Origin of the sequence: Pseudomonas sp. AF03-9, assembly GCF_020515815.1 — a bacterium.
In the GTDB taxonomy this organism is placed as follows: domain Bacteria; phylum Pseudomonadota; class Gammaproteobacteria; order Pseudomonadales; family Pseudomonadaceae; genus Aquipseudomonas.
Genome location: NZ_JAHPJF010000001.1, coordinates 633,967 through 646,738 on the forward strand (window position 1 = coordinate 633,967; position 12,772 = coordinate 646,738).

At 63.2% G+C, this 12,772-nt stretch carries 6 protein-coding genes; 2 read left to right on the top strand and 4 right to left on the bottom strand.

Annotation, left to right across the window (positions count from 1 at the left end; translation table 11 throughout):
- Window positions 1-25: 25 nt before the first annotated feature.
- Together LIY36_RS02900 and pbpC are read left to right on the top strand one after the other, a co-directional pair.
- On the top strand, window positions 26-5,830 hold the full coding sequence (locus tag LIY36_RS02900; protein ID WP_226454751.1) for an alpha-2-macroglobulin: 5,805 nt from the start codon (window positions 26-28) through the stop codon (window positions 5,828-5,830).
- Complete coding sequence (pbpC, locus tag LIY36_RS02905) at window positions 5,811-8,111, top strand: penicillin-binding protein 1C (RefSeq protein ID WP_226454752.1); 2,301 nt, start codon at window positions 5,811-5,813, stop codon at window positions 8,109-8,111. Before LIY36_RS02900 ends, pbpC begins: the two co-directional genes overlap by 20 nt.
- 7 nt (window positions 8,112-8,118) lie before the next feature.
- On the opposite strand, the gene LIY36_RS02910 is transcribed toward pbpC, so the two are convergent.
- From LIY36_RS02910 to glmU, 4 genes are all read right to left on the bottom strand, one after another.
- Complete coding sequence (locus tag LIY36_RS02910; RefSeq protein ID WP_226454753.1) at window positions 8,119-8,484, bottom strand: hypothetical protein; 366 nt, start codon at window positions 8,482-8,484, stop codon at window positions 8,119-8,121.
- A 63-nt stretch (window positions 8,485-8,547) separates the two neighbouring features.
- Window positions 8,548-10,380, bottom strand: coding sequence for a glutamine--fructose-6-phosphate transaminase (isomerizing) (gene glmS / locus LIY36_RS02915; RefSeq protein ID WP_226454754.1), 1,833 nt, complete (start codon window positions 10,378-10,380; stop codon window positions 8,548-8,550).
- Window positions 10,381-10,390: 10 nt separating this feature from the next.
- A complete protein-coding gene (locus tag LIY36_RS02920) occupies window positions 10,391-11,158 on the bottom strand; it encodes a DeoR/GlpR family DNA-binding transcription regulator (protein ID WP_192298122.1) in 768 nt (255 codons plus the stop codon).
- Between the two features lie 228 nt (window positions 11,159-11,386).
- Complete coding sequence (gene glmU / locus LIY36_RS02925; protein WP_192298123.1) at window positions 11,387-12,754, bottom strand: bifunctional UDP-N-acetylglucosamine diphosphorylase/glucosamine-1-phosphate N-acetyltransferase GlmU; 1,368 nt, start codon at window positions 12,752-12,754, stop codon at window positions 11,387-11,389.
- Between the last annotated feature and the right edge of the window lie 18 nt (window positions 12,755-12,772).

Sequence of the window (12,772 nt, forward strand, 5' to 3'; positions counted from 1 at the left end):
CCGCACTTAGCCAGGGATGCTCACCATGTTCGACTCGTTCAAAACGATCTGTCGCCGTTTGTACGGTGCATTAACGACTGTGGTGGGTGCCCTGTTCGGCCAATGGAGCCCGCCGTTCTGGCTGCGCGCCATCGGTGATGGCGTGCTGGCGCTCGGTCAGAAGGCCCGCGCTTATCCGCGCCAGGCCGGGGCCGGCGTACTGGGCCTGGTGCTGCTGGGCGCCGCCGGGTTCTACGGCTGGCAGTGGTATTCCCACCTGCCCAAGCCCCACACCGTGAGTTATTCGCTGCACAAGCCCAACCTCACCGATTACACCCAGCCAACGCCGGTTGTGGATAACTTGCAGGTGCGTTTCGCCGAGTCCGTGGCCCCAATGGCGGCGATTGGCAAGCCGGTGAGCGAAGGCATCACCCTCAAGCCGAGCGTGGCGGGTACGTGGCGCTGGTCCGATGACCGCACCTTGCTGTTCGTGCCGGAGAAAGACTGGCCGATCGACGCCGGTTACACCCTGGACCTGGCGAAGAAAAACCTGCTGGCCGACGGCGTACTGCTCGACCAATACAGTGCCCAGTTCTCCACCCAACCGTTCCGCGCCACCCTGGCGCAAAACGAGCTGTACCAGGACCCGTCCAATCCAACGCTGAAACAGCTAGTAGCGACCTTCCACTTTTCCCACCCAGTGGATGAAGACAGCCTACGCAAACGCGTGACAGTGACCCTTGGCAAAGGCCTGGCCTACCGCGACGCCCAGTTGCCCAATCGGCCGGAAGTGACGTTCGACGAGAAAAAACTCAACGCCTACGTGCGCTCCGCCGCCCTGGCTACACCGCTGGAAAGTACCCCGGTCAGCGCCAAGCTCGACGAAGGCCTCAAGGCCCGCGACGGCGGCAACGCCAGCACCGCGCCGCTGGTGGCGCAAGTCACTGTGCCCGGGCGTTATCGCCTGACATTCACCGGCGCCGAAGTCAGCTTTGTCGACAATCAGCGCGGCGAACCCGAGCCGGTGCTGATGTTCAGCAGCTCCAGCGCCGTAGCCGATGACACCATCGCCGGTAAGGTGCAGGCCTGGCTGCTGCCGGAAAAAGCCGAGGACGATACGCGCCCCTACAACAGCAACGACATCGACGATGCCCTGCTCGCCCGCAGCACCAAGGTCAACCTGACCCACGTGCCCAGCGTCGAACCGTTGAACACCCTGCATGCCTTCAAGTTCAAGGCCCCGGCCGGCCGGGCTATCTATGTGCGCGTGCCCGCCAACCTGGAAGCCATCGGCGGTTATCTGGCGAAGAATCCTACGGCGTCGCTGATCAGCATGCCGGCGTACCCGCGCACATTGCAGTTCCTGTCTGACGGCGCCCTGCTCAGCCTCAACGGCGAAAAACGCCTGGGCTTCATGGCCCGTGGCGTGCCCGGCGCCCATGTGGAAATTGCCCGCCTGCTGCCCAACCAATTGCAGCATCTGGTGGACCAGAGCAGCGGTAGCTTTGCCCGGCCGAATTTCGGCAACGAGTACTTCGACCGCATGGTGGAACGTCAGACGCTGGACATTCCACTGTCGTCCAATGACCCGGCGAAAACCGTCTACGACAACGTCGACCTCAGCCACTACCTCACCGCCAACGGCGGCCGTCGTGGCATTTTTGTACTCAAGCTCAGCCCCCAGGACGAGCCGGTCGAGCGCACCTTCGAGTACGACCGCAGCAGCACCAGCGACCTGCGCTTTATCGTAGTGACCGACCTGGGCATCATCGCCAAGCGCTCCAGCGATGGCAGCCACGATGTGTACGTACAGTCCATCGGCAACGGTTCGCCGGTGGCCGACGCACAGGTCGACATCATCGGCCGCAACGGCTTGCCCGTGAGCAGCGGGCGCACCGATGGCGAAGGCCACGCGCATTTCGCCAAGCTGGATGAATTGCGCCGTGAGAAAACGCCGCTGATGTATGTCGTCACTCGCGGCAATGACCAATCCTTCCTGCCGATTGCCCGTCAGTCCCAGCAACTGGATTTGTCGCGCTTCGATGTAGGCGGTTTGGAAGAAGACGGTGCGGTTGATCGCCTCAGCGCCTACCTGTTTACCGACCGCGGCCTGTACCGCCCTGGCGAGACCGCGCACCTGGGCATGATCGTGCGCAGCGGCAACTGGAAAGGTGCCCTGCAAGGCCTGCCGGTAGAGCTGCAAATCACCGACCCACGCGGCCTGGAAGTGATTCGCCAGCCGCTGAAGCTGTCCGCCAGTGGTTTTGAAACCTTTGATTTCCCCAGCAGCGAAGTCGCCCCCGCCGGGGACTACACCGCGACCTTGCAGTTGATTGGTCAGAAACAGACCCGCACCGACCTGGGCAGCGTCAGCTTCAAGGTCCGCGACTTTGAACCGGACCGCATGAAAGTCAGCCTAAGCCTGCATGACACTCCCGTGCAGGGCTGGATTCCACCCGACCAAGTGGTCGCCAAAGTCACCGCGATGCACCTGTTCGGCGCCCCGGCGGCCGGGCGTCGGGTGACCGCGAAAATGTCCCTGAGCCCAACGCTCGCGGCATTCGAGCGCTATCCCGATTACCGCTTCCGCCTCAACGACTCCCTGGAAGACGCCAGCACCGAAGACCTCGCCGAAACCACCGTGGATGACAACGGCCAGGCTCTGCTCGACCTCAACCTGCAACGCTTCGCCAACAGCACCTATCGCCTGCAGGTCATGACCCAGGTGTTCGAAGCCGAAGGCGGGCGCAACGTGGCGGCGCAAAGTGCCTTGTTGGTGTCGTCTGCGCCTTACCTTGTGGGTGTGAAAAGTCAGGACTCGCTGTCGTACGTCGCCAAGGATGCGCCACGCGAGGTGCAATGGCTGGCCGTGGCGCCGGACCTTTCGCCGCTGGCAGTGGAGGGCCTGACCAGCGAAGTGGTCGAGCACCGCTATGTGTCGGTGCTGGTGAAACAGTCCAACGGCACCTACAAGTACGAGTCGCGCATCAAGAACATCAGCCAGCCGGCATCCAAGCTGGTGATGACCCAGAACGGCGCCAGGCAGAGCCTCAACACCGGCACGCCGGGTGATTACACCCTGCAACTGAAAGACGCCAACGGCAACCTGCTCAACCAGATCGACTACAGCGTGGCCGGGCGCGGCAACACCTCGCGCTCCCTGGAGCGCAACGCCGAACTGCAACTGCGCCTGGATAAGCGCAGCTACGCCACCGGCGACGAGATCGCCATCAGTATCCGTGCGCCGTACACCGGGGCCGGCTTGATTACCATCGAACGGGACAAGGTCTATACCCAGCAGTGGTTCAAGGCTGACAGCACCAACAGCGTGCAACATATCCGCGTGCCTGCGGGGCTTGAAGGCAATGCCTACGTCAACGTGCAGTTTGTGCGGGACATGGGCTCGGCCGAGGTGTACATGAGCCCGCTGTCCTACGGCGTGGTGCCCTTCAGTATCAACCTGGACGCGCGACGCATGGCGCTGAAAGTCGAGGGCCCGGCGAAGGTCGAGCCGGGGCAAATGCTCGACATCAAGGTCAACGCCGACCGCCCGGGCCGCGCCGTGGTGTATGCGGTAGACGAAGGCATCCTGCAAGTGGCGCGCTACCAGACGCCGGACCCGTTGGGTTTCTTCTTCCAGAAGCGCGCGCTGGAAGTCGGCACCAGTCAGATCCTTGACCTGATCCTGCCGGAATTCAGCCGCCTGCTCAGTGGGGCAGCGCCCGGTGGCGATACGGAAGGCGCCCTGGCCAATCACCTCAACCCGTTCAAGCGTAAACATCAGCCGCCCGTGGCGTGGTGGTCCGGGTTGGTGGACCTGCCGGCCGGTGAGACTGTGCTGCATTACCAGGTGCCGGACAGTTTCAACGGCAAGCTGCACCTCTTCGCGGTGGCGGTGGACAGCGACAGCGTGGGTGTCAGTGAGGCCAATACCGAGGTGCGTGGGCCGATCGTGATCACACCGAACGTGCCGGCCTTCGTGGCGCCTGGGGATGTGTTCAATGTCAGCGCCGGGGTGTTCAGCAACCTCGACGCCGCGGCCGACGTGAAGTTTGAGGTGCAAACCAGCGATGGCCTCAAGGTGCAGGGCGACAAGGGCAGCACCTTGGCCCTGCAACCGCGCAAGGAAGGCACCGCCGAGTTCAAGATCAAGGTCGGTGAAACCCTGGGTTCGGCCGACCTGCGCTTTGTCGCGGTACTGCCGGATGGCAAGCGTATCCAGGTGGCGGAAACCACTTCGATCCGCCCCCTGAGTGAGCACCGCGTGGCCTTGAGCCTGGGCCGCTTCGACAGCGCCAGCAAAGAGCTCAAGCCAACCCGCGAGCTGTTCAGCCAACTGCGCGACGTGCAACTGGGCGTCGCCGCCTCGCCGCTGGTGTGGGCCAACGGTCTCAAGCATTACCTGGATGACTACGGCTACGCCTGCACCGAGCAATTGGTGTCCAAGGCCATGCCCGCGCTGATCTGGGGTGGCAACGCCCCTGAAGCCGAGCAGGCCTTCAGCAGCGCGGTGCGCATGTTGCGCCAACGCCAGAACCAGGCCGGCGGCTTTGGTTTGTGGGCGGCCAACCCGGATGTGGCGCCGTACGCCAGCCTGTATGCCACCGACTTCCTGATCGAAGCCAAGGAGCGTGGGTTGCCGGTGCCGGAAGACCTGCTGGTGCGCTCGAACGCGTATCTGACAGACCTCGCCAACGGTCCTAGCGAAGGCCTGTCGGAATTGCGCAACCGTGCCTACGCCAGTTACCTGCTGAGCCGTCAGGGGATTCTGGTGAGCGGTGCCTTGAGTGACATCCGCGAGCGCTACGAGAGCTACTTCAAGGACAGCTGGCAGAACGACCTCGGCGCCGCTTACCTGGCCGCCAGCTACAAGTTGCTCAAGCAGGATCGCCAGGCCGATACGTTGTTCCGCAAGATCCCTTGGCGCGCCCTTGTGGATAAGTGGACCAGCGACGGTATGTACTACGACCCGCTGGTGCACGACGCCGAACACTTGCACCTGCTGGCGCGGCATTTCCCGGAGCTGATGGACGACGTGCCAACGGCGCTGCTGGATAAACTCGGCAAGCGCTTGAACGAGCAGCGCTACAACTCGCTGTCGGCGGCACTGTTGCTGCGGGCCTTGGATAACTATGGCCAGCGTGCGCAAAGCGACATGACGCTCAAGGCCACGGCCTGGTTGGGCGACAAGCAACAACAGTTGCTGGAAATGGCTGGCCAGCCGCCGCGCGCCGCCGTTCCCGGGGCCACGCAAAAACTGGTCATGGAAAAATCCGACGGCCCGGCCGCGTTCTACATGCTCAGCGAAGCCGGTTTCGACAAGGGCGCCAAGCTCAAGCCGATCAACAACGGCCTGGAGATCATCCATGAGTACCTCGACCTCAAGGGCGACCCGGTGAGCAAGGTCGCAGTGGGCGATGAGTTCCTGGTGCGCTTGCGTCTGCGCGCCACCGATCGCGACCAGGTGCAGCAAGTGGCGGTGGTCGACCTGCTGCCGGGTGGCGTCGAGCCTGTGTATAACTTGCCGCCGGAGCCGGAAGCCGCCAGCAGCGAAGAGAGTGAAGGCGAAGAGTCCGAGTATGTGGAAGAAGACAGCCAGGAAGCCGAAGCCTGGCAAGCGCCCATCGGCGAAACCGAGCTGAGCAACTGGCAGCCGGACTACGTGGATGTACGCGATGATCGAGTGGTGTTGTACGGCACTGCACTGCGCGATGTAGGCACCTTCGTGTACCGCGTGCGCGCCACCAATGCCGGTACGTTCAATACGCCACCGGCCTACGCCGAAGGCATGTACGAAACCACCCTGCAAGGGCGCGGCAAAGTAGGCCAGCTTGAAATTACCAAGCCTTAAACGCCTGACGCCGCCGCTGCTGCTAGCGGCGGTGGTGCTGGCGGGGCTGCGCCTGTGGCCCCATGCCCCGCTGGAACAGGCCGTGACCTCGTCACGGCTGGTGCTGGCCGACGACGGCTCGCTGCTGCGCATGACATTGGCGGATGACGGCCAATACCGCTTATGGCTACCGCTGGAGCGGATGTCTCCTTCACTGGTCGAAGCCTTGCTGCTCAAGGAAGACCGCAATTTCTACTGGCACCCGGGGATCAACCCGCCGGCCTTGCTGCGTGCGGCCATGGCCACCTACAGCGGTGGCCAGCGCCAGGGCGGTTCAACGTTGAGCATGCAACTGGCGCGGCGCCTGTGGGATCTGAACACCCGCCAGGTGCCCGGCAAGTTGCAGCAGATGGCCTTGGCGCTGTGGCTGGAAGCGCGCTACAGCAAACACGACATCCTGGAGGCCTACCTGAACCTGGCGCCGATGGGCGGCAATATCGAAGGCGCCGAGGCCGCGAGCCGCATCTACTTTGGCAAGGCAGCCGCGCAGTTGTCGTTGTCCGAAGCGCTGGCGCTGGCGGTGATTCCGCAACAGCCGGGGCGGCGCGCGCGTTTCGGGCCCTCGCTGCAAAATGCGCGGCTGCGCTTGATGGCCGACTGGCGCGAGACTTATCCACAAGACCCGCGTAACGACAGTTTGCTGGACTTGCCGCTGGAGGCGCGTAACCGCCAACAGATCCCGTTTCTAGCGCCGCATTTGAGTGAGCAACTGCTGGCGTCCCAGCCCGGCAATGAGCTGAACAGCACCCTCAACCTGCCGTTGCAGCAACTGCTCGAGCGTCTGATCAGCGGCTTTATCGCCGAACGACGCAGCACCGGCGTGGAGAACGCCACGGCGATCCTGATCGACAGCCGCGACCAGAGCGTCAAGGCGCTGGTGGGTTCGGCGGATTACTTATCCACAGGCATCCACGGTCAGGTCAACGGCGTGCTGTCGCGGCGCTCGCCGGGCTCCACGCTCAAGCCGTTTCTGTATGGATTGGCGTTGGACCAGGGGGTGATCCACCCCATGAGCATCCTCAAGGACTTGCCCAGTAACTTCGGCTACTTCCAGCCGGAAAATTTCGACGGCAGTTTTGTCGGCCCGCTGACGGCGCGCGATGCATTGATCCGTAGTCGCAATATCCCGGCAGTGTGGCTGGCCAGCCAGGTGAAATCGCCGTCCTTGTATGGATTGCTGCAACGCGCCGGCATCAAAGGCCTGCGTGACGAAAGTCATTACGGCCTGGCTCTGGCCCTCGGCGGCGGCGAGATGACCCCGGAGGAACTGGCGCGGTTGTACGTGATGCTGGCCGGTGACGGGCATTTGCGGCCGCTGCGTTATTTGCAGGAGCAGCCGCAATCCACCGGGGCGCAACTGCTCACGCCCCAGGCCGCGTTCATGGTGCGCGACATGCTGCGGCGCAACCCGCGCCCGGATGGCTTGCCCGGCCGCCATTGGCGCACCGCTTGGAAAACCGGCACCTCCTGGGGTTTTCACGATGCCTGGAGCGCCGGCCTGGTCGGCCCCTACGTGCTGGTGGTGTGGGTGGGCAACTTCGACGGCCGGCCGAACCCAGCGTTTATCGGCGCCAAGACCGCCGCGCCGCTGTTCTTCCGCATCGCCGACGCCCTGCCCCTGGCGTTGCCCAACGTGGTGATCAAACCCGACAAGCCGCCCGCCGGGCTGGTACGCATCGACGTCTGCGCCGCCTCCGGCGATTTGCCCAACCGCTGGTGCCCGCAAACCCGCAAGACCTGGTATCTGCCCGGCGTGTCGCCGATTCGCGTGTCGAACCTGCATCGCCCGGTGCTGATCGACACACGCACCGGCAAGGCCGCGTGCCCGCCCTTCGAGGCGCAGTACACCCGTGAAGAAGTCTTCGAATTCTGGCCCAGCGACATACAGCGCCTGTACCGCGCCGCCGGCCTGCCCCGGCGCACGCCGCCCAGCGTGATGAAAAACTGCCAACCCAACCGCATCAGCGACCAGAGCGAAGCGCCGCAGATCCGCTCACCGCTGACCCAAGTGAGCTATCAACTGCGCCTGTCGCAACCCCAGGAAAGCATCCCGCTGAATGCCAACGCGGCCAGCGATGCGGCGACGCTGTACTGGTTCGCCGATCAAACCTTGATCGGCCAGGGCCCGCCGCAGACCACACTGAACTGGCGACCGGGCAAGTCGGGAGAGTATCGGCTGCGGGTCAGCGATGATCAGGGGCGCAGTGCGAGCCGGGGGTTGCGGGTGGAGTTCGTGCCGTGATCAGCGGCTACGTGACAAGCTCGGTGTAGCTGGACTCCCCACCTCCCGTCGCCCCCGACAACCAACCCCATACAAACGCCAGCGTAGTGCGCCCGGCAGCATCAACGCCGACCGTGCCGCGAGACCAGCCGGCCAATAACTCGCCCTGTGTGGTCACGCACTGAAACAGCAACTCGATCGTATCCTCGCCGGTTACACGCCCGACCTGCTGACCGATACGAATCCGCCCGCCTTGGTAGGTGCCCCAGATGGAATCGCCTTCGACTTGATAATGGAACACCGTACCGTCACCGGAGAGGCCCTGGGTGTTGTTTGCGACCGCAAACCGGCGATTGTGCAAACGCTCGCCGATTGGGGAAAGAGGGGTTGGCATCGAGGTCGAATCCTTTCGTCGTGCTGATCCTGGAGACCCGAGGGGCCTCCAGGCTACGCGGGGTTACTCCACCGTCACCGACTTTGCCAGGTTGCGCGGCTGGTCGACGTCGGTGCCTTTGAGCACGGCGACGTAGTACGACAGCAGTTGCAGCGGGATGGTGTAGAGGATCGGCGACAGGATGTCGTGGATGTGTGGGATGTTGATGACGTGGGTGCCTTCGCCGTTGGTCATGCCGGCTTTTTCGTCGGCGAACACCACCAGTTGGCCGCCACGGGCGCGCACTTCCTGCAGGTTGGACTTGAGCTTCTCCAGCAGTTCGTTGTTCGGCGCGACGGTCACCACCGGCATGTCGTCATCCACCAGGGCCAATGGGCCGTGTTTCAGCTCACCGGCTGGGTAGGCTTCAGCGTGGATATAGGAGATTTCCTTGAGCTTGAGGGCGCCTTCCATAGCGACCGGGTATTGCGCGCCACGGCCGAGGAACAGGGTGTGGTTTTTGTCGGCGAACAGTTCGGCGACTTTTTCTACGGTGCTGTCCATGGCCAGGGCTTCGCCCAGACGGGTAGGCAGGCGACGCAGCTCTTCGACCAGGGTGGCTTCGACGCCGGCAGCAAGGGTGCCACGGACTTGGCCGAGGGACAGGGTCAGTAGCAGCAGGCCGACCAACTGGGTGGTGAAGGCTTTGGTCGAAGCCACGCCGATTTCACGACCGGCCTGGGTCAGCAGGGTCAGGTCGGATTCGCGCACCAGGGAGCTGATGCTGACGTTGCAGATCGCCAGGCTGGCGAGGAAGCCCAGTTCCTTGGCATTGCGCAGGGCGGCCAGGGTGTCGGCGGTTTCGCCGGACTGGGAGATGGTCACGAACAGGGTATCGGGCTGCACCACGACCTTGCGGTAGCGGAACTCGCTGGCGACTTCGACCTGGCACGGGATGCCGGCCAGTTCTTCCAGCCAGTAACGGGCGACCATGCCGGCGTGGTAGCTGGTGCCGCAGGCGACGATCTGCACATTGCGCACTTTGGCGAACAGCTCGGCCGCTTGCGGGCCGAACGCGTTGACCAGCACCTGGTGCTGGCTCAGGCGCCCTTCCAGGGTGCGTTGCACCACGGCTGGTTGCTCGTGGATTTCCTTGAGCATGAAATGGCGGAATTCGCCCTTGTCGGCAGCCTCGGCACCGTCGCGGTACTGCACGGCTTCACGCTCGACGGAGTTGCCGTTTACGTCCCAGATCTGCACGCTTTCGCGACGGATGTCGGCAATATCGCCTTCTTCCAGGTACATGAAGCGGTCGGTGACCTGACGCAGGGCCAGTTGGTCGGAAGCGAGGAAGTTTTCCCCCAGACCCAGACCGATCACCAACGGGCTGCCGCTGCGGGCGGCAACGACGCGGTCCGGTTGGCTGGCGCAGACCACGGCCAGACCGTAGGCGCCATGCAGTTCCTTGACCGTAGCCTTGAGGGCGGCGGTCAGGTCGCTGTGGTCCTTGAGTTTGTGGTTGAGCAGGTGGGCGATGACTTCGGTGTCGGTGTCCGAGGTGAACACGTAGCCCAGGCCTTTGAGTTGGTCGCGCAGCACTTCGTGGTTTTCGATGATGCCGTTGTGCACCACGGCCAGGTCGCCGGAGAAATGCGGGTGGGCGTTGCGTTCGCACGGAGCGCCGTGGGTGGCCCAGCGGGTGTGGGCGATACCGAGGCGACCAACCAGCGGCTCGCCGTTCAAGGCTTGTTCCAACTCGCTGACCTTGCCCGGACGGCGCGTGCGCTCCAGCTTGCCGGCGTTGGTGAAGACGGCTACACCGGCGCTGTCATAGCCACGGTATTCCAGGCGCTTGAGGCCTTCGATCAGGATCGGGGTGATGTTGCGTTCAGCGACTGCGCCTACGATGCCACACATGGTGTTTCTCCTAGATGATTGCCGCGCATATCAGCGTAATGCCGCGGGCTTGGATCTGGTCGCGGGCCTCAAGCGGCAGGCGATCATCGGTGATCAGGGTATGGACGCTGCTCCAGGGCAGTTCCAGGTTGGGAATCTTGCGGCCGATCTTGTCGGATTCGACCATCACCACCACTTCACGGGCGACCTCGGCCATCACACGGCTCAGGCCCAGCAGTTCGTTGAAGGTGGTGGTGCCGCGCTGCAAATCGATGCCGTCGGCGCCGATGAACAGCTGATCAAAGTCATAGGACCGCAGCACCTGTTCGGCGACCTGGCCTTGGAACGAGTCCGAGTGCGGGTCCCAGGTGCCGCCGGTCATCAACAGCACGGGCTCGTGTTCCAATTCGCTCAAGGCGCTGGCCACGTGCAGGGAGTTGGTCATCACCACCAGGCCGGGCTGGTGGCCCAGTTCAGGGATCATCGCGGCGGTGGTGCTACCGCTGTCGATGATGATGCGTGCGTGTTCACGCAGGCGCATCACGGCGGCGCGGGCGATGGCGCGCTTGTACACCGAAATGGGCTGGGCGGCATCGCCTACCAGTTCCTGGGGCATGGTGATGGCACCACCGTAGCGACGCAGCAACAGGCCGTTGCTTTCGAGAGCGGCCAGGTCCTTGCGGATGGTCACTTCCGACGTTTCGAAATGCTTGGCCAATGCGTCCACGCTGACTTCGCCCTGTTCATTGAGCAAAGCCAGGATATTGTGGCGGCGTTGGGGTGTATTTCGTTTCGACATGGTGATGATAAGTTTCGTTTCGAAAGATAACGAAGGCAATCAAAACCTATTGGCGAAAGATCGTCAAGCGGGGCGTGGTAAATTTCTGGAAAAATCCCCAATCAAATGTGGGAGCTGGCTTGCCTGCGATAGCGGTGTATCAGTTTGCACATCAGTGACTGATAGACCGCTATCGCAGGCAAGCCAGCTCCCACGGGGATCGCATTGGCCACGTGAGCTGTGGATAACTCAGCTCTTTTTGATTTTGACCGGGCGCTTCCAGCCATCGATGTTGCGTTGGCGAGCGCGGGCGACGCCCAGCTGCAAGTTATCCACATCCTGGTTGATGGTGGAGCCGGCCGCGGTGGTGGCGCCATCGCCAACTCTCACCGGGGCAACCAACGAGTTGTTGGAACCAATGAACACGTCTTCGCCCAACACAGTCTGGTGCTTGTTGGCGCCATCGTAGTTGCAGGTGATGGTGCCCGCGCCAATGTTGGTGCGCGCGCCGATCACGGCATCGCCCAGGTAAGTCAGGTGACCGGCCTTGGCGCCCTCGCCCAGGTGGGCGTTTTTCAGTTCGACGAAGTTACCCACATGGGCCTTGGCCTCCAACACGCTGCCCGGACGCAAGCGTGCGAACGGGCCGGCATCGCTGCCCTCACCCATCACGGCACCTTCCAGGTGGCTGTTGGCCTTGATCACCACGCCTTTGCGCAGGGTGCTGTCCTTGATGACGCAGTTGGGGCCGATGATCACGTCGTCTTCGATGATTACGCGGCCTTCGAGGATCACGTTGATGTCGATCAGCACATCGCGGCCCACGGTGACTTCACCACGCACATCGAAGCGCGCCGGGTCGCGCAGGGTCACGCCCTGGGCCATCAGGCGGCGGCCTTCGCGCAGTTGGTAGTGACGCTCCAGTTCAGCGAGTTGCTTGCGGTCGTTGGCGCCCTGCACTTCCATCGGGTCGTGGGGTTGCTCGGTGGCGACCAGCAGACCATCACTCACGGCCATCTCGATGACGTCGGTGAGGTAGTACTCGCCCTGGGCGTTGTTGTTGGACAGGCGGCTCATCCAGTCGGCGAGCTTATTGCCAGGCACCGCCATGATTCCGGTATTGCCTTCGGTGATGGCGCGCTGGGCTTCGCTGGCGTCTTTATGCTCGACGATGGCCGCGACCTTGCCGTCAGCGTTGCGCACGATACGGCCGTAGCCGGTGGGATCAGCCAGTTCGACTGTGAGCAGGCCCATTTGGCCGGGTACCACGTGCTTGAGCAGGCGTTGCAGGGTTTCCACTTCGATCAGGGGCACGTCGCCGTAGAGGATCAGCACGGTGTCGGCCGTGATGAACGGCACGGCTTGCGCGGTGGCGTGGCCGGTGCCGAGTTGCTTGTCTTGCAATACGAAATTCAGGTCGTCCGCAGCCAGGCGTTCACGTACCACATCGGCACCGTGGCCGATGACCACGTGAATACGCTGCGGATCAAGTTGCCGGGCGCTGTGGATAACATGGCCAAGCATGGAGTTACCGGCAACCGGGTGCAGCACCTTGGGCAGTGCCGAACGCATGCGGGTGCCCTGGCCTGCGGCGAGAATGACAATTTCAAGAGACATGAATGGCTACCAATCCTG